The 24,226-nt window shown below is 58.4% G+C and carries 30 protein-coding genes; 29 read left to right on the top strand and 1 reads right to left on the bottom strand.

Translation table 11 applies throughout. From position 1 onward, the window contains the following. The first annotated feature begins 74 nt into the window (after positions 1 to 74). From NQ490_RS05950 to NQ490_RS06070, 25 genes are all read left to right on the top strand, one after another. Entirely contained in the window at positions 75 to 1,922 is a 1,848-nt protein-coding gene (locus NQ490_RS05950) for a Mu transposase C-terminal domain-containing protein (RefSeq protein WP_050764753.1), read from the top strand. Then, on the top strand, positions 1,906 to 2,871 hold the full coding sequence (locus NQ490_RS05955) for an AAA family ATPase (protein ID WP_007048358.1): 966 nt from the start codon (positions 1,906 to 1,908) through the stop codon (positions 2,869 to 2,871). The genes NQ490_RS05950 and NQ490_RS05955 overlap by 17 nt, the downstream gene beginning before the upstream one ends. A gap of 13 nt (positions 2,872 to 2,884) precedes the next feature. Continuing rightward, complete coding sequence (locus NQ490_RS05960; RefSeq protein ID WP_007048357.1) at positions 2,885 to 3,271, top strand: hypothetical protein; 387 nt, start codon at positions 2,885 to 2,887, stop codon at positions 3,269 to 3,271. Positions 3,272 to 3,366: 95 nt separating this feature from the next. Continuing rightward, positions 3,367 to 3,588, top strand: coding sequence for a hypothetical protein (locus NQ490_RS05965; protein ID WP_007048356.1), 222 nt, complete (start codon positions 3,367 to 3,369; stop codon positions 3,586 to 3,588). Next, positions 3,589 to 4,086 (top strand): host-nuclease inhibitor Gam family protein, encoded by a 498-nt coding sequence (locus tag NQ490_RS05970; RefSeq protein ID WP_007048355.1) that lies wholly within the window; start codon positions 3,589 to 3,591, stop codon positions 4,084 to 4,086. 103 nt (positions 4,087 to 4,189) lie between these two features. Further along, a complete protein-coding gene (locus tag NQ490_RS05975; RefSeq protein ID WP_007048354.1) occupies positions 4,190 to 4,660 on the top strand; it encodes a regulatory protein GemA in 471 nt (156 codons plus the stop codon). A 5-nt stretch (positions 4,661 to 4,665) separates the two neighbouring features. Continuing rightward, the gene (locus tag NQ490_RS05980; RefSeq protein WP_147644583.1) at positions 4,666 to 4,980 is read left to right on the top strand and encodes a Mor transcription activator family protein; all 315 of its coding nucleotides are present in this window, start codon (positions 4,666 to 4,668) and stop codon (positions 4,978 to 4,980) included. A gap of 98 nt (positions 4,981 to 5,078) precedes the next feature. Beyond that, positions 5,079 to 5,474 carry a hypothetical protein gene (locus tag NQ490_RS05985; RefSeq protein WP_242655020.1) on the top strand — a complete coding sequence of 132 codons (396 nt, stop codon included), beginning with the start codon at positions 5,079 to 5,081 and terminating at the stop codon, positions 5,472 to 5,474. Continuing rightward, a complete protein-coding gene (locus tag NQ490_RS05990) occupies positions 5,474 to 5,812 on the top strand; it encodes a hypothetical protein (protein WP_007048351.1) in 339 nt (112 codons plus the stop codon). Before NQ490_RS05985 ends, NQ490_RS05990 begins: the two co-directional genes overlap by 1 nt. Positions 5,813 to 5,814: 2 nt before the next feature. After that, positions 5,815 to 6,387 carry a phage protein Gp27 family protein gene (locus tag NQ490_RS05995; RefSeq protein ID WP_040918674.1) on the top strand — a complete coding sequence of 191 codons (573 nt, stop codon included), beginning with the start codon at positions 5,815 to 5,817 and terminating at the stop codon, positions 6,385 to 6,387. Beyond that, the gene (locus NQ490_RS06000) at positions 6,384 to 6,941 is read left to right on the top strand and encodes a transcription termination/antitermination NusG family protein (protein ID WP_007048349.1); all 558 of its coding nucleotides are present in this window, start codon (positions 6,384 to 6,386) and stop codon (positions 6,939 to 6,941) included. Before NQ490_RS05995 ends, NQ490_RS06000 begins: the two co-directional genes overlap by 4 nt. Positions 6,942 to 7,182: 241 nt before the next feature. Then, positions 7,183 to 7,488 carry a hypothetical protein gene (locus tag NQ490_RS06005; protein WP_040918671.1) on the top strand — a complete coding sequence of 102 codons (306 nt, stop codon included), beginning with the start codon at positions 7,183 to 7,185 and terminating at the stop codon, positions 7,486 to 7,488. After that, positions 7,478 to 8,731 (top strand): PBSX family phage terminase large subunit, encoded by a 1,254-nt coding sequence (locus NQ490_RS06010; RefSeq protein ID WP_007048347.1) that lies wholly within the window; start codon positions 7,478 to 7,480, stop codon positions 8,729 to 8,731. Before NQ490_RS06005 ends, NQ490_RS06010 begins: the two co-directional genes overlap by 11 nt. Then, entirely contained in the window at positions 8,731 to 8,940 is a 210-nt protein-coding gene (locus NQ490_RS06015; RefSeq protein ID WP_007048346.1) for a hypothetical protein, read from the top strand. The genes NQ490_RS06010 and NQ490_RS06015 overlap by 1 nt, the downstream gene beginning before the upstream one ends. A 107-nt stretch (positions 8,941 to 9,047) precedes the next feature. Further along, the gene (locus tag NQ490_RS06020; protein ID WP_007048345.1) at positions 9,048 to 10,451 is read left to right on the top strand and encodes a hypothetical protein; all 1,404 of its coding nucleotides are present in this window, start codon (positions 9,048 to 9,050) and stop codon (positions 10,449 to 10,451) included. Positions 10,452 to 10,461: 10 nt separating this feature from the next. Further along, positions 10,462 to 12,159 carry a phage minor capsid protein gene (locus NQ490_RS06025; protein WP_007048344.1) on the top strand — a complete coding sequence of 566 codons (1,698 nt, stop codon included), beginning with the start codon at positions 10,462 to 10,464 and terminating at the stop codon, positions 12,157 to 12,159. A 542-nt stretch (positions 12,160 to 12,701) separates the two neighbouring features. Then, positions 12,702 to 13,262, top strand: a complete 561-nt coding sequence (locus NQ490_RS06030) for a phage scaffolding protein (protein ID WP_007048343.1) — start codon at positions 12,702 to 12,704, stop codon at positions 13,260 to 13,262. A gap of 13 nt (positions 13,263 to 13,275) precedes the next feature. Beyond that, complete coding sequence (locus tag NQ490_RS06035) at positions 13,276 to 14,178, top strand: phage capsid protein (protein ID WP_007048342.1); 903 nt, start codon at positions 13,276 to 13,278, stop codon at positions 14,176 to 14,178. An 11-nt stretch (positions 14,179 to 14,189) separates the two neighbouring features. After that, a complete protein-coding gene (locus NQ490_RS06040; protein ID WP_007048341.1) occupies positions 14,190 to 14,561 on the top strand; it encodes a head-tail connector protein in 372 nt (123 codons plus the stop codon). 1 nt (position 14,562) lies between these two features. After that, entirely contained in the window at positions 14,563 to 14,919 is a 357-nt protein-coding gene (locus tag NQ490_RS06045) for a DUF6751 family protein (protein ID WP_007048340.1), read from the top strand. Further along, entirely contained in the window at positions 14,919 to 15,347 is a 429-nt protein-coding gene (locus NQ490_RS06050) for a minor capsid protein (RefSeq protein ID WP_007048339.1), read from the top strand. The genes NQ490_RS06045 and NQ490_RS06050 overlap by 1 nt, the downstream gene beginning before the upstream one ends. After that, entirely contained in the window at positions 15,337 to 15,777 is a 441-nt protein-coding gene (locus NQ490_RS06055) for a hypothetical protein (protein ID WP_007048338.1), read from the top strand. The genes NQ490_RS06050 and NQ490_RS06055 overlap by 11 nt, the downstream gene beginning before the upstream one ends. Next, the gene (locus NQ490_RS06060) at positions 15,774 to 16,268 is read left to right on the top strand and encodes a phage tail tube protein (protein ID WP_007048337.1); all 495 of its coding nucleotides are present in this window, start codon (positions 15,774 to 15,776) and stop codon (positions 16,266 to 16,268) included. Before NQ490_RS06055 ends, NQ490_RS06060 begins: the two co-directional genes overlap by 4 nt. A gap of 98 nt (positions 16,269 to 16,366) precedes the next feature. Beyond that, positions 16,367 to 16,753 (top strand): DUF6673 family protein, encoded by a 387-nt coding sequence (locus tag NQ490_RS06065; RefSeq protein ID WP_040918667.1) that lies wholly within the window; start codon positions 16,367 to 16,369, stop codon positions 16,751 to 16,753. 8 nt (positions 16,754 to 16,761) lie between these two features. Further along, positions 16,762 to 17,379, top strand: a complete 618-nt coding sequence (locus NQ490_RS06070) for a Gp15 family bacteriophage protein (RefSeq protein ID WP_198005065.1) — start codon at positions 16,762 to 16,764, stop codon at positions 17,377 to 17,379. 16 nt (positions 17,380 to 17,395) lie between these two features. Here NQ490_RS06070 and NQ490_RS06075 read toward each other — a convergent pair whose 3' ends face one another. Then, positions 17,396 to 18,139, bottom strand: coding sequence for an SHOCT domain-containing protein (locus NQ490_RS06075; protein ID WP_084759179.1), 744 nt, complete (start codon positions 18,137 to 18,139; stop codon positions 17,396 to 17,398). A 68-nt stretch (positions 18,140 to 18,207) separates the two neighbouring features. On the opposite strand from NQ490_RS06075, the gene NQ490_RS06080 reads away from it, so the two are divergent. Genes NQ490_RS06080 through NQ490_RS06095 form a run of 4 tightly spaced genes read left to right on the top strand, consistent with a single transcriptional unit; the run spans position 18,208 to position 24,226 of the window. Beyond that, positions 18,208 to 21,276 carry a tape measure protein gene (locus NQ490_RS06080; RefSeq protein ID WP_007048332.1) on the top strand — a complete coding sequence of 1,023 codons (3,069 nt, stop codon included), beginning with the start codon at positions 18,208 to 18,210 and terminating at the stop codon, positions 21,274 to 21,276. Positions 21,277 to 21,286: 10 nt separating this feature from the next. Continuing rightward, the gene (locus NQ490_RS06085; RefSeq protein ID WP_007048331.1) at positions 21,287 to 22,159 is read left to right on the top strand and encodes a phage distal tail protein; all 873 of its coding nucleotides are present in this window, start codon (positions 21,287 to 21,289) and stop codon (positions 22,157 to 22,159) included. Further along, positions 22,152 to 23,246 carry a Gp37-like protein gene (locus tag NQ490_RS06090; protein ID WP_007048330.1) on the top strand — a complete coding sequence of 365 codons (1,095 nt, stop codon included), beginning with the start codon at positions 22,152 to 22,154 and terminating at the stop codon, positions 23,244 to 23,246. The genes NQ490_RS06085 and NQ490_RS06090 overlap by 8 nt, the downstream gene beginning before the upstream one ends. Beyond that, positions 23,243 to 24,226: a hypothetical protein gene (locus tag NQ490_RS06095; RefSeq protein WP_007048329.1), complete on the top strand. Its 984-nt coding sequence runs from the start codon at positions 23,243 to 23,245 to the stop codon at positions 24,224 to 24,226. The genes NQ490_RS06090 and NQ490_RS06095 overlap by 4 nt, the downstream gene beginning before the upstream one ends.

Raw genomic sequence — 24,226 nt, forward strand, 5'->3', positions numbered from 1 at the left:
TGCGGAGATTGGCAAAAGAAGGTCGGTATACTGACGTGCAGATACAAGTTAATTCCCATGGGAGAGCTTGTTATTTGATCCCGCTGTCGGCACTGCCGGAGCAGGTGCAGAAAAAATACATGGATCAGCACCGCCCTGCCTCCGCTGCACCCCCCATGGGTAAGGGAAAGAAAGAAACGCCCGCCGCAGCAAGGCCGCTGGAAAGCTACAGCGCCGAGGAGCGGGCCGAGATCAGCTACTGGCTGGCCATGGTGGACCGCTGGCAGGAATACCGCCGCAAGGCGGGTGGCCGCAAGGCAGAATGCGATGAAAAGTTTGTGCTGCTGCGCCAGCTGGAGGAGCCGGAACGGCAGATCAGCGTAGAGACGCTGTACCGCAAGTGGGCGGCGATCCGGGCCGGAGAATTAGATTCACTGGTAGACAAGCGCGGCAAGGCCCGCAAGGGCAAGACCGTGCTGCTGCCGGAAATCGAGCAGGAATTTTTGAGCCTGTTCTTGGATGAGGCGCAGTTGCCGATCCCCCGCTGTGTGGCGCTGACCGAGCAGTGGGCGCGGGAAAATATGCCCACGGCCCTGCCGCTGCCTAGCTATCACACCTTTTACCGCAAAGCCAAGGCGGTACCCTATGCGGTGACGGTGCTGTGCCGGGAGGGCGAAAAAGCCTACTACGACAAGTGCAGCCCCTACATACGCCGCGAATACGAGAGTATTTCCGCCAACGACTTCTGGATCGGCGACACCCATACACTGGACGTGGAAAGCATGGGGCCGGATGGCCCCCTGCACCGCCTGTATCTGAGCGCCTGGCTGGATGCCCGCAGCGGTATTTTTACCGGCTGGTATGTGACCGCCAATCCCGGCAGTCAGGCCACGCTGAATGCGCTGCGCAAGGGCATTGCCGCCCGCGGCATCCCCCTAAACGTCTACGTGGACAATGGCCGTGAGTTCCTGACCTACGACATCGGCGGACGAGGTCACCGCGCCAAGAAGCGTCTGGCCGATGGCAGCGAACCTTTTGCCCCGCCGGGTGTGTTTGAGCGATTGGGCATCAAGATGACCAATGCCATTGTGCGCAATGCCCGCGCCAAGCTGGTGGAGCGGCGGTTCGAGGATTTCAAGAATTATGTAAGCCGGTTGTTCCCTACCTATACCGGCGGCAACGTGCTTGAAAAGCCAAACCGGCTGAAATATGTACTGAAGCAGGGCGACCATGTGCCCACGGACGCCGAAGTGATTGCGGCGGTGGACACGCTGATCGAAGGGTATCTGAACTGTGAGCCCTACGGTGGCAGTGTGGCCGAGGACAAAGGAAAAAGCCGCGTGGAGGTCTGGCGGGAAAGCCTGCCCAATGGCGCGGTACGACAACCGGCCAGTGAAAACGACCTGCAGCTGATGCTGATGCGCACCAGCAAGCCGGTGCGAGTGACCCGCCGCGGCGTGACACTGAAGATCCACGGTCTGGAGTTGGATTTCTACACCCCGGAGCTGGCCAACCTGCGCATGAAGGATAAGGTGTATCTGCGGTATGACCCGGAGGACCTGAGCAAAGTGCGGGTCTACGACCTGGAGGACCGTTTTCTCACGGAAGCCCCGCAGAGTAAGCTGACCGCCGGATATCTGGCTACACAGGAGCAGATCGCCGAGCTGATGGCCGCCAAACGTAAAGCCGAAAAGGCGGTGCGGGAGTACGGGCAGGCGCTGCGCCTGCCGGATGACCCGGAGCGGGCGCTCAATCTGGCCACCGCTCTGGCGCGCCACAATCTGGATGAACTGGAGCTGGCCCCCAAACCTAACTGTATCGAACTGCGCCGCGCCGAACAGGAAGAACCTCTGCTGCGGGCGGTGGGCGATATTGATATTGGAGCAATGACCGAAAACCTGATCAGACAACGAGGAGGATTTGAAGATGGAGAAGACCTATGACCTGACCCTGATCCAGCGGGTACAAGCCTACATGGAGCAGAACAGCATCAGCCAGAACCAGTTGGCGGGCAAAGTCAATATTTCCAGCGCAGCGCTGAGCAGTTACCTGAACCAGAAATACAAGGGCTCCGTAGAGGCGGTGGAGCGGCAACTGCGGGAGTTTTTCAAGATCACCGAGGAGGCGGCAGCAGTCGCCGAGAGAACCGGCGACCTGCTCGTCCGAGAAGAGTACATTCCGACCTCCATCTCGGAGGACGTATACCAGAGCATCCGCTTTGCCCAGCTGGAGCACTGCATGGTGGTGCTGCACGGTGATGCCGGTGTGGGCAAGAGCAAAGGCGCGCAAAAGTTCCTGCGGGATCACGCCGCCAGCGCCGTGGGGGTCAGCATCACCCCCAGCACCGGCAATCTGACCGGGGCCATCAAGCTGCTGGCCAGAGCCGTGCGCGTGCCGGAATGCCGCAATAAGATGGACCAGGTCGTGGCCCTGCGCCAGCGACTGGACGGAACCAACATGGTGATCGTCATTGATGAAGCCCAGCACCTGAAGTACGCGGCGCTGGAGGAAATCCGCGCCCTGACCGATGACAACCCCATGACCGGGGAGCATGGCGTGGGTGTTGTGCTCATCGGAAACAGCGAGGTGTACAGCCGCCTGCAGGGACGGCAGCAGGCACAGTTCGCCCAGTTGTTCAGCCGCATCCGTATGCAGCGGGAATATACCACCCGTAAGGTCAAGCGTGAAGATGTGGAGAAACTCTTCCCGGTATTGGCGCAGCGCGGAGCCAAAAAGGAGCTGGACTTCTTGCTGAGCGTGTGCCGCAGCCCGTGGGGCATCCGCGGGGCCATGAACCTGTACACCAACGCGGCCAGTGCCGAGAGCGTGGATTACGAAAACCTGTACCGCATGGCGGCCCACATGGGCATCGGTATGCTGGCGCAGGTATGAGGAGGATAGAGCCATGAACAAGTGGAAGTTTGGTGTGGTGTTTGCGGCGGGAGTCGCAGCGGGCGCTTTTTGTATGATTGCCTTGCAGACCGGCTTTGGGAGAAGCGGCCGCCCTGGCGGTGAAATACTGGTGCTCCCGATGGTAGTGTTACTCCTGTGGGCCGGGTGGTGCCTGGGGCGGAGCCGGGATACCTTTCCGATGATGGGAGTGGCCGAGACGGACACCGATGCTGAGGAATACGTAAAAGAGAATCTGCCCGGATACTGGAGCGGGTATAGCGATGGATACGACGATGCGCTGGAAACGATGGAGTTTTCCAAGCCGGTGCGCAACAGGCCGGAGAAAAAGCGGCGGCGTAAAGATCGGAAAGCCGTGCCGGAACGGCGCAAGGGGGCGTAAGCCCCCTCTTGCCTTAATGCAGCCAGGGCGTAGCCCTGCCGGTCCCAAGCCCGGAATGATGCAGAGGGAGGTAACTGTACAAATGGAGGTACATTATGGAAAACGAAAAACCGAACAATGCGGTGCAACACAAGGTTGCCCAGTTGGCGGCGCGCATGGCGGATCTGTTTATGCCCTGCGATGGCGGGGAGATGATCATGGGGTACGCTGCGATTCTGGTACTGGAGAAGGCTATCCGGGAAGATATGCCGCCCTCAGCGGTGGGCCTGGCCCGTGACATAGCGAAGACCATCAAAGCCGAAATGGAGGATAAGTAAATGGCAAGAAGAAAAGTAACCGCTGCGCCGGTGCTTCCTGACTGGGCTGCAGTAGACGGGGCGCTTCGGGATATCCGCGAATGTGAACACGCCCTGACCGAACTGGGGGTAGACCGTGACCGGCGCATCGATAGCGTGAAGGAAGAATACAGCAAAATGGCGCTGCCCCTGCAGAACCGTATCAAGAAACTGGAGGGCGATGTGAAAGCGTATGCGGATGCCCACCGGGCAGAACTCACCGGCAAGAGCCGGACGCTGAACTTCGGCACGGTCGGCTACCGCATCAGCAGCAGATTGATCCTGCCCGCCTCCAAGGCTGCCGAGGCCATCGCCGCGCTGAAGGCGCTGGGCCGCAAGGAATTTATCAAAACGACTGAAACACTGGACCGGGCGGCACTGAGCCGCCAGCCGGTGGAACTGCTGAACCAGATCGGCGCATACATCCAGCAGCGGGATGAATTCTACTACGATGTCAGCGGCGAGAACCCAGAATTGTAAGCCATGAGCAAGCGAGACTGGAGACTGCTGCAGGCGTACCTGGCCACTGGGCTGACCCCGGAGGAAATCGAAAAACTGAAAGCTGAAAGGGCGGTGAAGGAAGATGCCGAACATCAACAACTACCAAATACGGAAAATCTACGCCATCGGCGGGGCGCTGGGGATGCGGGGCGCGGACCGGCAGGACGCCCTGCACGATCTGGTCAATAGTATGACCGGCAAGGCCAGCGTGAAGGAACTGACCTACGCTGAAGCCTGCCGGGTGATCGGAGAGTTGGAAGCCCGCCAGGGCACCCCGCCGCCCCGCAAAGGCGGCCGCCCCCTGCGCAAGACCGCACCGGGGCGGGTCAGCGAGGGACAGCAGCGGAAAATATGGGCGCTGATGTACCAACTGGCAGAAGCCAGCCCCAGCACGGCGCAGCTGGGGGATCGCCTGTGTGCAATCATCAAAAAGTCGTTGGGAGTGGAAGCTTTCCCCTCCGCGCCCTTTGCCTGGGTTGATTATAAAGGCGCAAACAAAGTGATCGAAGCCCTGAAGGGGTATGTGTCAAACGCACAAAAACGCCGGGGGTGATCAAAATGAGCGAGTGGGAGATCCGCCGAGAAGATCTGACGGAGGCCCAGCGGGATGTGGCCGATCTAATCGGAATAGAGAACTACCGCAAGTTGGTGGACATCTATGCGGGCGAGCTCATCTACATCCCAAAGGCCGACAGCTTTGATCGCTTGGTAAGAAACCAGAAAATCGTGGACGAATTCGACGGGGGTAATACAGGAGAACTGGCACGGAAATACCACTTGACTCCCGTCACAATCCGGCGCATTGTGGATGAAAAGCGCAAAAGCCTGATGCTCGCCCCACTGGAGGGACAAATTAGTATGTTTGATCCCTAACATGAATTTAATAAATGTTTATTATTCCCCATGAATCAAGAAGTGAGTATCATTGATTGCAGAAATCAATGATACTCACTTCTTTTTTGGGGGAAAGCATGGAAGGAATGCAGTTCGACGCAGGAACTTGGTGGTTGGTAGCCCTGCTACTGAGCGGGGTGACGGCCCTGCTGTTCTGGCTGCTGAAGCGCAGTTATGACCGTGTGGAGAGGAAGGCTGACGGCGCCGTTTCCAAGGTCGAGTTTGACAAGCAGCTGGATTCCTGTAAGGAGCAGATTCGGGCAATTCAGGAGACCTACACGACCCGCGCCACCCATGATAAAGACATTGAAGAATGCCGTAGGAAAATCAACAAGATCAGCGAAGGCTACCTTACCAAGGAGGACTTCTACCGGGAACAGGCAAAGACCGAGCGGCGGCTCGAACTGCAAAACGAGAAGCTGGACCGGGTGCTTGAAATTTTGATGCAGATGCAGCGGAAGGAGAACGCATAATGGATCTGAAGGAAAGACTGCTGGCCGAAATGAAACAGAATGATCTTGCCCGGGCCAACGGAAAAATCATGCGTGCGCTGAATGTGCTTGCGCCGAGCTACAACAGCCTGCGCGGTATTCAGCGGGCACTGGTGGCAGATGATATCAGTGAGAACTTGTACACTGCCAGTCTCGACTTCCTGGCCTTGGAAGGCTACATCATGCTGCGTACGGTGAAAGACCACCTTCCGGTGGCGGATTTGGCCGACCATAGTTGGACCGAATTGGAAGGTAAGCTGGCCAGTAAGGGGACGCGCGTACTCGAGGGTAATATCCGCGATGAAATGGTCGAGGTGTGATTATGGGCTGGCCTTTTGGCAAAAAAGCGGGCAACCGCAAGCACAGTAAAATCGACAGCCTGCCCCCAGAGATGAAAGCTACCGTTGAGGAGATGATCCTTGACGGCAGCGCTACTTATAGCGAGATCGTGGAGTACCTGCAGGAGCACGGCTACAGTCTGAGCGTTTCGAGCGTATGCAGATACGCCCAGGGGTACGTAGAGAATATGCAGACGCTGCAGATCGCCCAGCAGAACTTCCGCAGCATGATGGAAGAACTGGACCGCTACCCTGACCTGGACACCACCGAAGCTCTGGTACGTATCGCCAGCCAGAACCTGATGAGCGCGCTGGCCAGCAAGAAGGACGAGGACTGGTCCAAGGTCGGTGTGGACAAGCTGATGAACCAGATCAGCGGTCTGACCCGTGCAGTCGCCTACAAGAAGCGTGTGGAGCTGCAGAACAAGACCGATCTGGAAGCCGGGGCCGACGATATCAAGACGGCGCTGTGGACGGCCATGGCAAAGGAGCGGCCCGACCTGTACAGGCAGGTATCGGCCTACCTTGACCGAAAGACACAGGAGAGCGGCACATGAGCATGTACGTCTTACAGGTCATTACAGGGCGTGAGAAAGATATCTGCGGGCGGTTGCGCAAGGCGGGCATACCGGCTTACTGCCCGCGCGCGGTGCGCCAGATTCGGCGCGGCGGGCGCTGGCAGGAGCAAACCTACACCCTGTACCCGGCCTACATCTTTGTGCAGTGCGAGCGCGTTGTGGATGTATACTACGCTGTCCGGCGCGAGGATGGCGTGTTGTACTGGCTGGGCGCTACCCGTGGCACGCCGGAACCGCTGAGTGCGGACGAGGAAGCCAACATCCTGTGGCTGGCCGGAGACGGCCCCCAACCGGTGAGCAAGGCGGTATGCCGGGCGGATGGCAGTCTGGACTTTACCAGCGGCCCCCTGAAACGGCTGGCTGAACTGGAAGCATTGCGCAGTGTGTTCCGGCGGGAACGACGCGCCACAGCGGTGCTGCCCCTGCATGGGAAAGAACACAAGATCAACCTTAGCTTTGAGATTGAACAGGAAACCGGGAGTAGCAACGGGGCTGGTTCGCCCCCCGAAGCCAAAGCGGCGGACATACTTTGATCACCGGGGAAAAAGACTAGTTTGGCCCCGGATGGCGAAGCGTGTCTGCCGAAAAAACAAAGACTCGGACACCATCCGCGCAAACTACCGTTTAACTCGCCACCAGGGGCGTTTAAAATTGTTCAAGGATGCGCAGGCGGAAAACTGCCCATACGAAAACAGAATCAAAAGCAGGCCCGTTTCTGCGGGCGTTGGGGCGCTGGCAACAGCGCCCTTGAATTTTTGCCGAAAGGAGTCCCGTATGCGTACGAAAAATACCTCGATCCGGGAACTTGTGGCGGGCATCCGCAAGAGCCGGGAAAAAGAGAACTACAATCCCGCCGAGGATTTGAAGACCCTTCAAAACCAATATAAGCGCCTGGGCAAACGGGAGTTCTCCATCCTGCTGGATGCCATGGCCGAGAAGTACGCCGAGGGAGAGTGGTCCGCCATCCATGCGGCGCTGGTGGAACGTGCCCGCTCCGGAGATGTGGATGCCATCAGGATGTACCGAGAAATGCAGACCAGTGGCGGAAGCGGCGAGGTGATGATCGTTGATGACCTCTAAAAACGTGCAGACGGTGCGTCTGCGGGATGTGATCGGCCCTGCCTTTTATGAGACCCACCGGCAGATCAACCAAGGACTCATTGATGAAGCTGTGGAGAAAGGTGGTCGCGCCAGTCTGAAGAGCTCCTACGTCAGCGTGGAGGTGATCCTGCAGCTGATCCACCACCCAGATTGCCATGCCTTGGTTTGCCGCCAGGTAGCCGACACGCTGCGTGACAGCGTGTATGCACAGATCCTGTGGGCCATCGACAAGCTGGGGCTGACCGCGAAATTCCGCTGCACCCAAAGTCCGCTGCAGTGCACCTACCTGCCCACCGGGCAGCGCATTTTGTTCCGCGGCCTGGATGACACCCAGAAGATCAAGTCCATCAAGCTGCCCTTCGGTTACATCGGCGTGCTGTGGTTCGAGGAGGCCGACCAGATCAAGGGTGGTGAGGACGCGGTGCGCAACGTCCAGCAGTCCGCTCTGCGCGGCGGCGAGTTTGGCCTGACCTTCATCAGTTTCAACCCACCGTCCGCCGCCAGAAACTGGGCCAACAAGTACGCTCTGGTCCAGCGCCCCGGAAAGCGGGTACATCACAGCAGCTACCTGGAGGCCCCGCCTGAATGGCTGGGGCCGAAATTTTTGGCCCAGGCCGAATACATCAAAGAGACCAAGCCCACCAAGTACCGCCATGAGTACCTGGGCGAAGCGGTGGGAAACGGCACCCAGGTGTTTGACAATATACGCCTGGAGGAGTTGAGCGCCAAGCGCATCCGCAGCTTTGGAGATGCGCTGAACGGCGTGGACTGGGGATGGTACCCGGACCCCTGGGCCTTCAACCGCTGCGCTTACGACGCTCATGCCCGAACGCTGTATATCTTTGATGAGCTGACCCGGCTGAAGACCAATAACCAGGATACGGCCAAGCTGGTAATGCAGCGCATCGAGGGATGGGAGACTGTGACCGCCGACAGCGCCGAGCCCAAGAGCTGCGGTGACTACCGGGATGCGGGTATCCGCTGCCGGGAAGCCGTCAAAGGTCCCGGAAGTGTAACCGAGAGTATGAAGTGGCTTCAGGGATTGTCGGCTATCGTCATTGATCCGAGGCGGTGCCCCGACACGGCCAAGGAGTTCAGCGAATACGAATACGAAACAAGCCGGGAGGGCGAGGTGCTGCCAGGGTATGTGGATGCAGACAACCACCACATTGATGCCGTGCGCTACGCTACCAACCGTTTGTGGACAAGGAGAGGAACCTGATGAACAAAGTAAAAAGGTGGATCGTGGAGCAGTTCTTGCCCGCCTACGCGCGGGAGACGCTGCTGGAAGAAAACGAGCGGCTGCGGAAAGAACTGGAAGACGCCCGGGCAGAGCTGCGGGAGATGCAGCACTATGCTGCCGGACTGGAATACACGGTTCGGCATCTGCCCGCGAATACGGTATATAACCACTATGAAAATAACGAGTGAATTGCGCTGTGCCCACTGCCATTGGCGCGGGGCCGAGCCATATTGTCTGTGGCCGCGCTGCTGGCGGAACCTTCAGATAACGATGCCAAGGAAGGAGGAAGATACCCATGAGTGCACTGATTCGCGCGATGGCCAGCAGCGGATACCGTGATCTGGAAGCTGCACTGGGAATACGGGAATGCACCAGCACGGCCATGCGTGAAGCTATTGCATCCTGGTTTGATGCCTGGTTTGAACGTGAGCCGGACGACAAGTTGGGAATCGACCCCTGCCAACGGCTTCCCTATGCTATCGTGAACAAACTGTGCAAGGCAATCTTTGCAGAATATGACAGCGATCTGCAGAAGACAGATACCCCCAAGCTACAGTGGATGGACGGTGTGCGCCGGGCCTATGATGCCCAGCGCAGCCTGGCTATGCAGTGGGGTATGGTAGGCGGTGAAGTCTGGATCAAGCCGGTACCCACTACAAACGGCGGAATGCTCTGGCGGACCATGCGCCGGGATCATGTATTGGTACTGGGCCGAGGAACCGACGGAAGCGTGACTGATATGGCTACCTGTGAAAAAAGCGTGGTGGCCGAACGGCGCTATTTCACCTTAATGGAGCGTCGGACCGGGGTGAACGGATACCTGACCATCCAAAACCGACTGTACGAATCCGACAGTCCTGCCAGGCTGGGAAAGCCTGTGCCACTGGATACGTTGCCCCAGTATGCGGGGCTGGCTCCTGCATACACATACGCCATGCCCATCGACGGCGTGGGGCTGGTCCATATCCGTATGCCTTCCGCCAACACAGTGGACGGCAGCCCCGACGGGGTGTCGGTGTACGAACCGGCTATGGGCCTGATCTACAACATCAACCGCAACGAGTACCAGCTGGGGCGGGAATTCGAGCTGGGGCGGATGCGGATTGTGGCCAGCGCCGACCTGCTGGCCCCGACTGTGCCTGCCAAACCTGGGCGCAAACAGCTGAAAGACGATCTGTTCGTCGGTGTGGACGACAACTCAAGTAACGTGGGCATTACTGCCTTTTCCCCTGCGCTGCGGGACGAAAACTACGAGCGGAGACGCCAAGCCTACCTGAAAGCCATAGAGAACCTACTGGGGATCAAGCGTGGCATTTTGAGCGACGCCGAAGCCACCGAAAAAACGGCGACGGAGATTACATCCAGCGCCGGGGACTATAGCCTGTCCATCATCGACTTTCAACGCCTGTGGTATGACAGTCTGCAGGCCGCTCTGCGGCTGGCCGACCAGATTGGCCGCGCATATCACCTGTGCGATGATACCCCGTGGGACCCTGATACCTTGACTGTGACATGGGGCAACGGTGTGCTGTACGACGCCGACAAGGAGTGGACCGACCGCAAGGAGATGGTCCAGATGGGCCTGCTGAAGCCCGAAATGGCACTGGCCTGGAAGTTCGATCTGCCCTGCGAAACGGAGGCTGATCTGGCGGCCATCCGGCAGAAATATATGCCGGAGCTGGCCGATCTGGAAAGATAGGTGACGCCCGATGACCCAGGAACAGCGGGACGGCCTGAACGATGCGGCGCTGGCGCTGACAGAGCCGATCATTGAGGAATTGCTGAAAGATATCAGCCGGCGCATCAAAAAGGCCGGCGCCATCACCGATACCGCCGAGTATGAAATCTACCGCGCCCAAGCGCTGGGAGAGAGTAAGACGGCCCTTACCGAAGCCATTGCCCACCAGCTGGAAATCAGCGAGGAAGTCATAGACACCCTGCTGGATTATGTGGTGGACAACTCGGCACGGTTTGAAGACAGCGAATACCTGAAGCAGCTGTCCGAAGGATACGCTGAGGTCATGAAGACCCGCACGGCTGAACAGCTGAAAAATCTGTGGGCGACGGCCCCCGACGGCAAAACGGTGCCCATTCAGGATGCTTACGCCAAGGCACTGGATTTTGCTTTCCGTCAGACAGCCACCGGCGCGCTGGACCTGAACACAGCCATCCGCCGCGCGGTGGGACCGCTGGCCAAGCGCGGCCTGCGCACCATTGAGCAAAAGAATGGGCGCAGCGTGGGCATTGAGTATGCCTGCCGCCGCTATCTGATGGACCAGATGGGGCAGCTGGACAACGCGATCCAGCAGCAGAACCATGACCGGTTGGGTTGCGACGGATGGGAAATCAGTGCCCACGCCGCCTGCGCCCCCGACCATGAGCCCATCCAGGGACGGCAGTTCACGGACGAAGAATTTGAAGCACTGAACGCCAGCTTGCAGCGCCCCATCGGGCGTCTGAACTGCCGCCACGTGGCGGACCCGGTACTGATCGGCGTGGACACGCCGGTATACAGCGATGAGGAACTGACGCAGATGGTCGCCGATAACGAGAAGGGTGTCACCTACAACGGCAAGCATTACACGCTGTACGGGGCTGGTCAGGAGCAGGCAGCCATCGAAAATGCCATCCGCCAGATGCGGCGGCAGGTGCTGTGCGATGAAGAAAGCGGCAGTGATGATCTGCAGAAGCATCAGATCCGCCTGCGGGTGCTGCAGAGCGAGTACAGCAGGTTCTGCCGCGCCACCGGGCGGCGCACCCGCACCGAGCGGCTGTATACGGCGGGTTTTGGACGCAGCCAAGCCAGCAAGGCTGTGTGGGCGTACCGAAAAAAGTCCGAGATGTATGCAGACGAACTCATCAAAGTACATGAGGTAACACAAGAGAGTATAGACAACATCCCGACCATAAAGCTGGAAGGTATGACACCACAACAGGCCGAAAACTTGCGTGAAGCGCATAAAACGCTTCTCTCGGCTTTGAAAGGGAAATCAGCAGGTATGGAAGTGGGAGCCAGTTTTGCGCAGGATTGCATTGTGCGGCCAAACGATGTTATAATTGGAAAAACAGAAGGGTATGTTCGTTTGAGGACCCATACGGATTCCATCGGAACGATGCACACGCACCCGACCGGTACGCCTTTTTCCATCGACGATGTTTCGGCATTTCTTATGGATGAGAAACTGCAGTTGGCAACGGTGGTCGGAAATGATGGTTCCGTCTTTGTTCTGCGCAAAAAGCAAGATTATGACGCAGCATCGGTTATACATCTGTGGGGACAATTAGAGAAAGAAATGCCGGACTGGAAAAGTTCTGCAGAAAAGCTGCTGGCCATTCGGCGGCGCTTTTTAAAGGAAATGGGGGCGTATGGGTTTGAATATCAGGAATTCCGAGCACAGCGAAGATAGCAATAACCAAGAATACTGTGCGTCCACGACCTTTGAACAGATGGTAGAGGCCGACGAAAAAGGAATCCAGCGATTGAAGGAAGTCTTTGGGAAAAAGACTTCTGAAACTGCGGAAACCGCGAAGCATTGAATCATAATTTAAACGCTATTTGCACCCCATTTTAGGGGTGCTTTTTTCGTGCTCAAAAAAACTAGGAGTATCAAGCAGATGGATGATTTTGCACACATTTCCGATTGGTACGCAGTGACAATGGATGCCCTTTCGGTTAGCCTCAGACAGGCCCTTTTTACCATGGGGCCGGGGCGGAATATTTCCACCCCTCGGCCACCCATGCGGATCGGACAATGCCAGGCATCTCGGCACAGGCCCTATCCGCACCGCAACCGCCCTCGTGATAAACTGAAGAACCGCAACCAAGGCCCCGTAAGGGGCTTTTGTCATACCCTGGCACCGGGGGAAGAACCGGGGCGCAGCAGTACCGGGACTGGCCGGAAAAAAAGGAAAGCTGCCCGAAACAACCCCAAACCATAAGGAGGAGCTTATGCTCGAATGGCTGAAGAACATCCTCGGCGACAGTTGGACCGAGGACATCGACAAGAAGATCAGCGCGGAGATCGGCAAGGGCTTTGTGGCCAAGGCCGATTTCAACGCCGTGAACGAGGCCAAGAAGGCCGCCGAGACCCAGCTGGCCGATGCCAACAAGACCATCGCCGGTTACAAAGAAATGGACATCGACGCGATCCGGAAGTCTGCCGCCGACTGGCAGGCCAAAGCAGAACAGGCCCAGAAGGACGCCGACGCCCGCGTGGCCGCCGTGCAGTTTGACGCCAAACTGGATGGTGCCATCACCAAAGCCAAAGGGCGCAACGGCAAGGCCATCAAGGCACTGCTGGATATGGACACCCTGCGCGGCAGTAAGAACCAGGATCAGGACATCGAAGCCGCCTTGGCTGCGCTGCAGAAAGACAGCGGTTATCTGTTCGAGAGTGCAGAGACCCCGCCGCCCTATGCGGCCGGAACCGGCACCGGAGCGGTGGGGACCGAGAAAAAGGGGGGCGTAGAAGCTGCCTTCGCAGCGCTCAACCCCAAACTGAAGTTCTGAGGAGGAAAAACTTATGGCACATGCAAATCAGGAACGCTACGGCAAGATGGTGGATGCCAAGCTGCGCACCAATCTTGTGACCCGCGACAACTACATCTTCAACAACAAATATGAGGGCGACCCCAAGGCCGGAAAGGTCAAAATCCCGGTGCGTGACACCGAGGTCGAGGTCAAGGACTACGATAAGGCAAATGGTGTCGACCCCAAGGCCAGTACGACCACTTACCTGGATTTGGATATTGACCAGGATGAAGCCGTGAACGAGCTGATCGACGGTTTCGATGCCGAAAGTGTGCCCGACGGTATTGTGGCTGAGCGCCTGGACAGCGCGGCCTACTCCCTGGGCCTGTCCATGGACAAGAAATCCCTCAATGCACTGGAGGCCGCCGGTACTGGCGAAGGCAGCGTGGAGGAAGGCACACTGGCCAATGTTTCCACCAGCAAGACTGCCTGTACCAGCAGCAATGCTTACAAGGAGGCGCTGGCAGCCAAACGTACCCTGTCCCGCAAAGGTGTCCCCAACGATGGCCAGCGTTGGATGATCGTCAGCCCTGAGTACCTGGAAGTGCTGATGCAGGACCCCAACTTCGTTAAGCAGGGCGACCTGTCGCAGGAGCTGGTACAGGAAGGCGTTGTGGGTAAGGTTGCCGGTTTTCTGGTCTTTGAGAGCGCCAACCTGGACTTTGAGTCCACCACCCGCGTGGCAGGAAAGAAGATCACCACCGAACTGATCGCCGGTCATCCCAACTGGTGCCATCGTGTGCAGGAGTGGCAGGTAGAGCCCCACCTGCAGGACCTGAATGGCTCCGGCAAGTTTATCGGTGCCTCTGCCGTGCAGGGCCGCAAGGTATACGGCATCAAGGTGTCTAAGCCGCAGACGCTGTACATCAAGCGCGTTGAAGTAGCCGCCGGCTGAGGAGGGCACCCATGTATGCTGACTTTTCCTACTATCAGGGCACCTACCACGGGACGGTCCTGACCGAGGCACAGTGGCCCGCCGCAGCGCGGGAGGCTGACGCCTGGCTGGATCGACTTACTCTCGACCGCCTGCGCCAAGGAGCGCCGGTGGATGATGCTGTGCGCATGGCTGCCTGTGCCATGGCTGAGGTGGCGGGGCGCTACCAGACCGCCGTTGCCGAGCGCACGCCGGGGCTTGCCAGCGCTACCAATGACGGATACAGCGAGAGCTACGCGGGAGCCGCGGCTGATCTGGTGGAGCAGGAGCAGGCGGAGTTGCAGGCCGCAGCGGATCTGTACCTGCCCCGGACGCACCCGCTGCGGTACAGGGGGTGCGGCTGATATGCTGTGCTGCGACGAGACCGTGACGCTCTACCACCGCAGCTATGACCCGGCCAGCCGGGCCGACGTGTGGAACCGGACGGTATACACCACCGCCAGCTGGTACGGTGGGCAGGCGGCCAGCGTGAGCGACAACGGCCTTATGACCGCTGACGCCTACACGGTGCGCATTAACACCGCCGCCGCGATTCCCGCTGCCCCTGGTGATGTGCTGGTGCGCGGTGAGGTCGATGACACTGTAACCGGGAGCACAGCCCTGACCGGCAAATATCAGGGACGCTGTTTTGTGGTGACCCATGTGCAGGACAACCGCCGAGGTGCGCGGCGGCTGTGGCACTGGCGAATTGAGGGCAAATAATGGCTCAAACCAAAAGGATGCGGATCGAAACGCCGCGGGGAAAACTGGTACAGATCAAATTCAAGGGAGGAAAAATCTCCTGCCGCTTGACCTGGAGCCGGGATTTCGGCCCGAAACGCACCAGTCAGTTCCAGACGGTGCAGGAATATATCGACGCAGCGGTGCTGCGGTATTGCCGCCCCTATGTCCCGATGCAGAGCGCTTTCCTGATGCGCAGCGGTGACTTGGGGACCGTGATCGGGTCCGGCGAGGTCAGCTACATCGCCCCTTATGCCCACCGTCTGTACTATGGCATCAGTTTCCATTTCGACAAAAGCGCGCATCCCAATGCAGGGGCGCTGTGGTTCGAGCGCGCTATGATCGACCACAAAGCAGATATCCTGCGCGGAGCAGCCGCGCGGGCCGGAGGACAAGCCCATGGAGTATAAGAGCATCGCCGAGGCGCTGCACCAGTACCTGCTGTCCTGCCCCCTGCTGGGGGATCACCCTCTGGGCGTGGACTGGTTGCCGGATCACAGCGTGGCGTTTTCAATCGATACCACGCCCGCCAGCCAGATCATTCAGCGGTACTTCAGCGGCAGTACGATGCGGCAATATCAATTTGTTCTGCGCAGCATTTCGGACTATGGTTCGGATACGCTGCAGAACCTTGCAAACAGTGCCCTGTACGAACAGCTGGCCGCCTGGTTTGAGGAACAGACCCGGCAGCGGAATTTTCCCGATTTGGGGCCGGGGCGCACCGTACAGAGCATCGAGGCACAGAGCACCGGCTACCTGATGACTGCGGCCCCCGATGTAGGGCGGTACCAGATCCAGTGCCGATTGATCTACTACGAGAAAGGAACCAGAGGAAGATGAAATTATCTGAACTGATGAAGGGAGTAACGCCGAGCCCTGAATTTGAAGGCGTCGTCACTGCGGGCGACTATGTGCTGGCCGTGGACTTTTCCGGCTCGGCGTCCGGCCCCGCCGATTACATCGTGGCCGATGGAGGCGTGACCAAACAGAGTGGTGCGCTGGAGGCCACCACCGCCGAGAGCACCTACCTGCGCAGCGGTACCACTGAGACCAAGACAGGCACCAAGCGTACCTTTACAGTGGCGGGTGACCGCATGGCGGCGGATGACTTTCAGGAGGCGCTTCTGGCCCACGCCATTAAGTATGGAACCGGCCAGTCTGTGATCAAAAAGTATGTGTACTTCTGCATGCTGACGGGCAAAGGTGAGCAGGGCTCCCTGAGCATCGCGGTGGAGGATGATCAGGGCGGCGAAGCCGGAGGCAATGCAACCTGGAGCGCGACCCTCACCGCCGTGGGCACGCCGACGGAATACACCTACAGCGCCAGCTGATGGCGCAGCCCCTGTCTTGTGGCGGGGGCTTTATGCGGCCAACAGAACAATGCCGGGGCAGTACCGGCGGGCCGCACACTCGCAAGGAGGATATTGTAATGCTTACCGTGCTTGGAAAAGAAATCGACTTCGATGTGACATCCCCCGCTGATATGCAGCGGTATCTGGACGCAGAAGCCGCGATGCAGAGAGCTGCGGCTTCACTGCCGCCCGACCCCAATCCCGCCGCCATGGCGACGATGGAGGGGCTGCGGGCATACCAGGACTACCTGGCCGCACAGTGCAAACTGCTGACCGATTTTATCGATACCGCCTTTGGCGACGGGACCTGCAACGCACTGCTCGGCCCCAAAACCAGCCTGTCCACCCTGCTGGACGTAATGGAGGCCCTGCACGATGCCATCAGCAGCCAGGGCGTGCAGTACGCCCAGCGGTTTGCCGCCTACAAGCCTAACCGCGCCACCCGGCGCAAGGCGGCGAAATGAGTTGCCTGTTGTTAGAGGATGGTCTGCCCGAGACCATTGACGGCGTGCCCATTTATGCCGATTACCGTAATATGATCCGTTTTGAGCAGATTCTTGACGATGACGCTTTGAGCCCAGCCGTAAAAACGGTGCTTGGCGTAGAGCAACTTTTTGAGGAGCTTCCACCGGGCGGCCTGGAACGGGCGGTAGACCGGCTTCAATGGTTTTACAGCCGGGGAAAGTCCACGGACGCTGAGGACAAACAACCGGTCGGAAAAAAGGTCGTGCGAGCCTACGACCTTACCAATGACGCGGACGCATCCTGCATCTACGCCGCATTCCGACAGGCTTACCAGATAGACCTGACGGAAATTCCCTACCTACACTGGTGGGCTTTCCTGGCGCTGCTGGAAAACTTGCCGGACAGTACGGCCATGGCGCAGCGGATGCAGTTGCGCACCATGGATGTCAGCAAAGTCAAAGACAAAAAGATGCGGGAACACTACAAGGCACTACAGAAACAGGTGGCGCTTCCTGCAAAAGCGGCTGCGCGACCGCGAAAAGTTGAGAGTATGGCCGAACGTCTTGCGCGGCGGTACGCAGAAGCAGAAGCATCTTTGAGACAAAAAAGCGGCCGCCAAACTTGACGGCCGCCATGAAAAATCATAGTTTCAGAAGCTGTTTCTTTTTGGCTTCAAAATCCTGCTGCGTGATAATTCCATCATCCAAAAGGGATTTATACTTTCGCAGCTCCTCTGTGGGATCGGACGTTTCGGGCGCATTTTCATGCGAAATGTGGCGTAACAGAAGATTGACTTCATTGGAATTTTTCAGGTAAATCCAGTAGTCCTTGTCGGGGTTGCTGCTAAAACGAAGATGTACATGAAAGTGTTCTGTGCTGACGGTGTTCCCTGTGGTCGTTTTCTTTGCAGTCACAGCGCCAATTACAGCACCTGTTGAACCGGCTAACACACCACCGATGATGGCACGTTTGATACCATTATTGGTAGTTTTCGTGTTTACGGAATTGAGAGTATAGCTCTCTACCCAAGTAACCCGTAAATCATTTAGAGAGTGTACGCCAGTGGTTTCTGGGCATCTATCTCCGGTGCCAGTTAAAAGACCAGTTTTACAGTACCACTGCTTCCCAACAGTATCGATACATATGTCCTGGAGTTGCAAACTGACAGGCATTGCTTCTTCCCCCCGCAGTACCTGGCTTGCTGATGATGCTTTTGCGCGAACGTCCGCCAGAGAAAGCCTGGGCGCATCTTTAGGATTGTACCCGGCGCGCATCAGACAAGACCAGCAGATCGTCCCATCCAGCAATTGTTTCTTTCCTCCGGCGGTGGAACAGTTCCTTCCGCAGATTTCACAAATTACTGGTGCTCTGGAAAAGAATCCCATGTTTATTCCTCCCTTTTTGATTTACATCTTATCACGCAAAGGAAATTGATACAAGGAGAACGTGCAAAGTGGCTTATGATGGATCTATTACTTTCGATACGCAATTAGATACATCCGGCTTTTCCTCCGGCACCGGTGATATCAATAAGCAGTTTGACACCATCCGAAAGGGGGCGGAATCTGCAGCCAGTGGCATGGAACAGTTGCCCGCTGCAGTGGACAAGACTGCGGAAAGTACCCGCCGACTGTCGGATATCGTCAAAGGCGGCGGTGCCCTGAAGATTATCCAAAAAGGCGTTGACGCCGTAACTGCTTCCCTGGATTCGGCGATAAACCGATATGACACGATGAACCGCTTCCCCATGATGATGGAGCAGTTGGGATACGGGGCGGATAGTGCCCAGGAGGCAGTACAGCGGCTATCAGAGGGGATACAGGGAATCCCCACCACGTTGGACAGTGTTGTGTCTACCGCGCAGCGGTTGACAGTGCTAACTGGTAATCTGGACGGTGCCGTAGACACCACGTTGGCCCTTAATAATGCCTTTCTCGCCAGCGGAGCGGGAAGTGACGGCGCGGCCCGTGGTCTCGAACAGTATGTGCAGGCGCTAAGCCGCGGAAAGTTCGAGATGGAAGAATGGAAGACCATGCAGGAAACCATGGGTCTGGCACTGAACCGCGTGGCTGAGAGTTTCGGGTATGTGGGTGAAAGCGCACAGACTGATCTGTATAACGCGCTGAAAGACGGCGAAATCACTTTTACGCAGTTTAACGACCGGATTATCCAGCTGAACAATGGCGTGGGTGGTTTTGCAGAACTCGCCAAAACCTCCAGTGCAGGCATTAAGACCGCATGGACCAACATGGGCACGGCCATGGTGCGCGGCACCACAACAATGATTGAGGCGCTTGATACCGGGTTATCTGAAACAAAGTTTAAAAGCATTCAAAACGTCATTGAAACGACTGGCGATGTTATCGAGGATTCTATGAGTCTGGCGGCACCGGCCATTGAGATGGTGGCATCCCATGCGGATATCTTGGTTGTGACGCTGGGCGCTCTGACCGTGGCCTATGGAGCCAATCAGGTGGTCAAGGCGTTTTCCACTGCGCAAGAAACGGCTGCCGCCGCTATCGTTGCTGCGGATGCCGCAGGCAAGGTGTTGACACCAACACTCAATGCAAAAGCGGTAGCGGAGGCACGTGCGGCCGCTGTGGCCAAGCTGGGAACGGCGGCCACAGAAGAACAGATTGTTGCAGAAATGGCTGCTAACGGAGTTATCACTGCCAAGACCTTTGCCCTGGGGGGCATGACTACCGGCATGGGATTGGCCACCGTGGCCAGCGGCCTGCTGACGGCGGCGACCACCGCCTTGAGCGTTGCCATCAAGACACTGCTCGGTCCTGTGGGTCTGATCACTTTGGGGCTGACGGCCGTAGGTGCGGGAGCTGTGGCTGTGTACAAAGCCGTCACGGCGGAATCGGAAGCCTTTACCGAGCAGTCGGCAATTTTGGATGATCTGGCTAGTACCCAGGATAACCTTGCCAAAAGTGAGGAGAGTAACGCCAAGGCTGCTGATAACAACCTGAAATCCATCCGAGCCAATGCGGACGCTGCCAGCGAACTGGCAAAAGAGCTCGGGGAACTGGACAGCATCGAAAACAAATCCGCCAGCCAGAAGCAGCGTATTGGTGAGATGGTCGATGAACTCAACGAAAAGTACGCAGACCTGAGTCTGACCTACGATGAGGAAGCCGACCTGCTTTCTATGAATACCGAACAGCTGCAGGCATACATCGAAGCCCAACAGACCATGGAAGAAGTGGCTGCCCGGCAGGAACGATACAATGAACTGCTGGATGAAGAAGCTGCCATCCGCCAGAACGTAGCCGAACTGGAAACCATGCAGACCGAATGGGCCGCCCAACTGGAACAGAAAATTATCAGTCAGGGTGAGTACAACGAGCTGATGCAGCAATCTGGTGAGACTCTGGCTGCCTATGCCGCTCAGGAGAAGGCGCTCGGTGATCAAAGAAAAGCCTTGGACGAAGAGCTGGCCGCCATCGACACCACCACTGCCCAGACGATTATCAATAATGCCCAGGCCCAGCAGGAGGCCACCCAGGCCGCCGCCGAAGCAGAAGAAGCCGAGATGGAGCGCCGCAAGGAGGCCCTGCAAAGCTATACCGAGACGGCTACCAATATGTTCGACGTCATCGACACCAAGAGCGAGTTGAGTGTTCAACAGATGATCGCCAATATGCAGAAGAACCAGGAAATTCTTTCCGCTTGGGCCGATAATCTGGTTGCTCTTGGTGAACGTGGCCTCGACCAGGGTCTCCTGCAGCAGCTGCGAGATGCCGGACCGGAATCCGCTGCCACCGTGGCAGCGCTGGTATCTGCCACTGATGAGCAGTTGCTGACGCTGAGCGAAACGTTCCGCGCTGGCGGCCAGGCCGCAGCCAACGCGCTGCAGACCGAACTGGGCCTGCCCGAAGTGACGAACGCTGGCAGCGAAATGGTCACCACAATGGCCGAGGGAGTTGCCAATAACACAGCCCTAAAAGATGCCACCACGAAGATGATCAGTGAGGCACAGACTGCCGCCAAAACCCAGGCGAACACCGGAGGGCGGGAAATTGGCCTGCAGATGGATAACGGCATTACGGCGGGTATTGTCGCTGGTCGATCTGGCGTTGTCAATGCTATGGTGGAAACGGTCCGTGAAGCCATTGCCGCCGCGGCTGCTGAAGCGGAAATCCACTCGCCTTCCCATGTGATGGAAGACTTTATCGGTCTGAATCTAATGAAGGGCTGGGCGCGTGGTGAGGAAAAAGGGACGGACCTTGTCATCGAAAAAGCCAAAGCTGCAATGGACAAGGTGCAACAGGCTTTTGCCAACGGAAGTCTGGCACCAACCCAAATTGTCGCCACCATGCGTGCTATGGTGGCCGCCAACCAGAGCCGCTTGGCGGTGCCGGTCGGTGTGGCAGCCGGCAGTGCCGCACCTATGCCGATGGCGCAGACGATTATCAATATGAACAACACCTTTAACACCCACGACAGCCTGAGCGAAGCCGAACTTACGGATGAGACCGAAGCCATGGCCGAGCGGCTGAAATGGAAGATCCCCTAAGGAGGCACCCATGCAGACGATCCCCGAATATATCTGCGCCAACCTGGACACTGGGCAGAGCATCCACTTTGCCCCGGATACCTGGTTCTGGGTGACCTCCATCTCCGGCGAGGACGGGCTGGACATCTCGTTCTCGGAGACGCAAGCGGCCGGGCAGATCGGCAAGTCCATCAATGGCCGCGCGGTCGGCAGCCGGAGCGTCACGGTCACCGGCGACATCGTCGGCGACTACGACGCAAGCGAGCGGCTGCTTAAGCGGCTCATCCAGGCGGGCGCGCCGCTGCGCTGGACGAAGATCCTCGGCACGGAACGGTGGTATCTGGACGGCGAAGCCCAGCGCTTGCCCGAAGTGGACGGCGAACCGGGGCTGCTGCATTTCCAGTTCAAAATCAAGTGCCCTTACCCCTACTGGCGCACCGAGGAGACGGTCACCACCATGCTGGGCGGCCTTGATTCCACCTGGTTTCCCACGCCAGTCAGCACGGCGGGCAGCTGGTATATAAGCCAGTACCGGCAGAGCCTGTACACGACGGTGGTCAACACCGGCAACCAGGAAACCGCCTTTACCCTGGACCTGCGGGCCACGGCGCGGGTGCTCAACCCCATGCTGTGGCACAACGGCACCCGCACCTTTATCCGGCTCAACAAGGAGATGCTGCCCGGCGAGCGGGCCGTGATCTCCACCGAGGAGGACAAGCTCGGCTGTACCTACTATGGCGCAGACGGCAGCGAACAGGACGGCTTCCGCTGGATGGACTACGACACCGACTGGTGGATGACGCTGGCTCCCGGCGACAACGTGCTGCGGCTGACAGCGGAAGAGGGGCGCGAGAATCTGACCGTGACCATCAAGGCTCCCAAGGGGGTGGCGAGCAATGTCTGACGCAGCCGTGAAAGTGTATGTGTACCATGGAACGCAGCGTGTGGACCTGGTGGGCAACATCAGCAGCCTGCAGTGGATGCCCGAATGGGCGGACGTGGGCGAGATCAAGATGGTCTGCGCCCTGAGCGATGCAAACCGGCGGCTGCTGCAGCAGTGGGCGACCCTCTACAACCCCGATACGCCGGGGATCGCGGCGGTCATCACGGCACTGACTAGCGACGTGGACAAGGGCACGATCACAGTGCGCGGAAGGTTTTCGCTTTGCCGCTTTGCACAGCGGGTCGCCAAAGGTACCCGCACCGTGACAGATGCGGCGGCGGGGGTGCTGGAGATCTGCCGCGCCAACCTTCGCGGCTTGCCGGTAACGATCCCGGACAGCGCGACCTTTACGGCCCCCTGCAGCGAGACCGTGGAGTGGACGGACTGCTGCAGCGTTATCACCCAACTGGCCCGGACCGGGGGCTTTGGCGTGCGGGTCAGATTTGACCCTCTGACTGGAGCGGAGCGGCTGGAACTGCTGCAGGGCAAGGATCGCAGTGTCCAGGGCGGCGAATGGTATCGAGGATACTTTGGTACCCGTCTGCGCAACTTGTCCGCCGTTTCACTGGCACAGGACGCCAGCGACTACGCCAACGTGGCGATCTGCGGCGGAGAGGCTCCCACCGAAAGCGATAGCTGGCAGCAGTTGTGGATCGAGGTGGGAGATACGGCCGCCCAAGGCACGGACCGGCATGAACTGTGGGTGGATGGGTCCAGCGTGACCCACCGGCACACGGTGCAAGCCGCAGACGGCTCCACCACCGAGGCAGTCTACAGCGAATCTGAATACCAGACGGCCCTGACCAACTACGCCACGGCGGCGCTGCTCAACCACTACATAGAGCAGACGCTCAAAGCTACGGCCGCCGATCTGGTCCTGCACTACGGCGAGGACTATGACCTTGGGGACCGCCTGCCGGTGCGGGTGCCGGAACTGGGGCTGGTCGCCAGCGCCCAGATCACCAGCATCAAGCTGACCTATGAGGCGACCGGCCGCAAGGTCATCCCTGTGTTTGACAATATAGAGCTTGGAGGCGATACCACTTGATAGAACTGAAAGCCTGGCCGCTGGACAACAAACAATATACCTCGGTCGATCTGGGCGCAGCCTATGCGGCGCGCAGCCGCGGCCTGCTGACGGCGGAGAGTTTTGCCCTGACCACCAACGGTGACAATACAGTGACACTGGCCAAGGGCCTGGGCAGCCTGCATGTCAGCGAGTTTTGGGCGTGTTTCCCCTATTCGGAGAATGACATCATCCTGCAGTTTGAGGACGCCGACGGCGTCTACCCGCGCAAAGATGTGATCGTCCTGGGCTACGACAAAAACGCCAATCAGACGGGGATCTATGTGCGCGCGGGCCTGGCTGCGGAAAATCCTGAAATGCCCGCGATTCGCCGGGATAGTGATTACGACGAGATCTATCTGTACTGCGTCACCCGCCCCACCGGCGCGACCAGCATCACGGCAGATAACGTGGTGGACCTGCGGCTGGACGCTGCCTACTGCGGCCTGATGCGGGACACCATCGACGCCATCGACACCAGCGTGATGCAGGCAGCGTTCGAGGCGTTTTTGGCGCAGATCGAGCAGGAGCTGGATCAGCTCAACGCCGGGACGGCGACCATGCTCAAGTCGACCTATGACCCCCAGGGAAAAAGCAAAGACATCTTTAAAAGCATTGACGCGGCGGCAGCCAAGTACGAGGCCACGCTCACGCTGGACGGCTGGGTGACCTCGTCCGGCGAGGAACAGAGCGCCGGGTACCCGTACGCTCAGGAGGTCACGCTGACCGCGCTGACGCCGGGCGCGCCGACCGTCATGGAGAGCAGCGAATTTTTGAGCCCGTGTTCGCGAAATCCGGTAGGCGTGCCGGAAACGGACGCGGTGCTGGATGAGGCCATGGCGATCATCAACAGCCAGGGCGTTACCTCCAGCCTGGACGGGGGAAAAATCCGCACGATCATCCAGGAGAAGCCGACGGCAGACGTGACGCTGCAGTGGCTGATCCGCACGGAGGTGAGCTGA

Origin of the sequence: Subdoligranulum variabile (assembly GCF_025152575.1) — a bacterium.
Lineage (GTDB): Bacteria > Bacillota > Clostridia > Oscillospirales > Ruminococcaceae > Gemmiger > Gemmiger variabilis.

Excerpts from the sequence above, each read along its gene's own strand:
- NQ490_RS05955 (WP_007048358.1), top strand. The coding sequence starts at position 1,906 with ATGGAGAAGACCTATGACCTGACCCTGATCCAGCGGGTACAAGCCTAC.
- NQ490_RS06090 (WP_007048330.1), top strand. The coding sequence starts at position 22,152 with ATGTCTGACGCAGCCGTGAAAGTGTATGTGTACCATGGAACGCAGCGT.
- NQ490_RS06015 (WP_007048346.1), top strand. The coding sequence starts at position 8,731 with ATGAACAAAGTAAAAAGGTGGATCGTGGAGCAGTTCTTGCCCGCCTAC.
- NQ490_RS05975 (WP_007048354.1), top strand. The coding sequence starts at position 4,190 with ATGCCGAACATCAACAACTACCAAATACGGAAAATCTACGCCATCGGC.
- NQ490_RS05980 (WP_147644583.1), top strand. The coding sequence starts at position 4,666 with ATGAGCGAGTGGGAGATCCGCCGAGAAGATCTGACGGAGGCCCAGCGG.
- NQ490_RS06025 (WP_007048344.1), top strand. The coding sequence starts at position 10,462 with ATGACCCAGGAACAGCGGGACGGCCTGAACGATGCGGCGCTGGCGCTG.
- NQ490_RS06045 (WP_007048340.1), top strand. The coding sequence starts at position 14,563 with ATGCTGTGCTGCGACGAGACCGTGACGCTCTACCACCGCAGCTATGAC.
- NQ490_RS06010 (WP_007048347.1), top strand. The coding sequence starts at position 7,478 with ATGACCTCTAAAAACGTGCAGACGGTGCGTCTGCGGGATGTGATCGGC.
- NQ490_RS06030 (WP_007048343.1), top strand. The coding sequence starts at position 12,702 with ATGCTCGAATGGCTGAAGAACATCCTCGGCGACAGTTGGACCGAGGAC.
- NQ490_RS06000 (WP_007048349.1), top strand. The coding sequence starts at position 6,384 with ATGAGCATGTACGTCTTACAGGTCATTACAGGGCGTGAGAAAGATATC.
- NQ490_RS05960 (WP_007048357.1), top strand. The coding sequence starts at position 2,885 with ATGAACAAGTGGAAGTTTGGTGTGGTGTTTGCGGCGGGAGTCGCAGCG.
- NQ490_RS06050 (WP_007048339.1), top strand. The coding sequence starts at position 14,919 with ATGGCTCAAACCAAAAGGATGCGGATCGAAACGCCGCGGGGAAAACTG.
- NQ490_RS06065 (WP_040918667.1), top strand. The coding sequence starts at position 16,367 with ATGCTTACCGTGCTTGGAAAAGAAATCGACTTCGATGTGACATCCCCC.
- NQ490_RS06040 (WP_007048341.1), top strand. The coding sequence starts at position 14,190 with ATGTATGCTGACTTTTCCTACTATCAGGGCACCTACCACGGGACGGTC.
- NQ490_RS05990 (WP_007048351.1), top strand. The coding sequence starts at position 5,474 with ATGGATCTGAAGGAAAGACTGCTGGCCGAAATGAAACAGAATGATCTT.
- NQ490_RS05965 (WP_007048356.1), top strand. The coding sequence starts at position 3,367 with ATGGAAAACGAAAAACCGAACAATGCGGTGCAACACAAGGTTGCCCAG.
- NQ490_RS05985 (WP_242655020.1), top strand. The coding sequence starts at position 5,079 with ATGGAAGGAATGCAGTTCGACGCAGGAACTTGGTGGTTGGTAGCCCTG.
- NQ490_RS06035 (WP_007048342.1), top strand. The coding sequence starts at position 13,276 with ATGGCACATGCAAATCAGGAACGCTACGGCAAGATGGTGGATGCCAAG.
- NQ490_RS06055 (WP_007048338.1), top strand. The coding sequence starts at position 15,337 with ATGGAGTATAAGAGCATCGCCGAGGCGCTGCACCAGTACCTGCTGTCC.
- NQ490_RS06005 (WP_040918671.1), top strand. The coding sequence starts at position 7,183 with ATGCGTACGAAAAATACCTCGATCCGGGAACTTGTGGCGGGCATCCGC.
- NQ490_RS06085 (WP_007048331.1), top strand. The coding sequence starts at position 21,287 with ATGCAGACGATCCCCGAATATATCTGCGCCAACCTGGACACTGGGCAG.
- NQ490_RS06075 (WP_084759179.1), bottom strand. The coding sequence starts at position 18,139 with ATGGGATTCTTTTCCAGAGCACCAGTAATTTGTGAAATCTGCGGAAGG.
- NQ490_RS05995 (WP_040918674.1), top strand. The coding sequence starts at position 5,815 with ATGGGCTGGCCTTTTGGCAAAAAAGCGGGCAACCGCAAGCACAGTAAA.
- NQ490_RS05970 (WP_007048355.1), top strand. The coding sequence starts at position 3,589 with ATGGCAAGAAGAAAAGTAACCGCTGCGCCGGTGCTTCCTGACTGGGCT.
- NQ490_RS06060 (WP_007048337.1), top strand. The coding sequence starts at position 15,774 with ATGAAATTATCTGAACTGATGAAGGGAGTAACGCCGAGCCCTGAATTT.
- NQ490_RS06020 (WP_007048345.1), top strand. The coding sequence starts at position 9,048 with ATGAGTGCACTGATTCGCGCGATGGCCAGCAGCGGATACCGTGATCTG.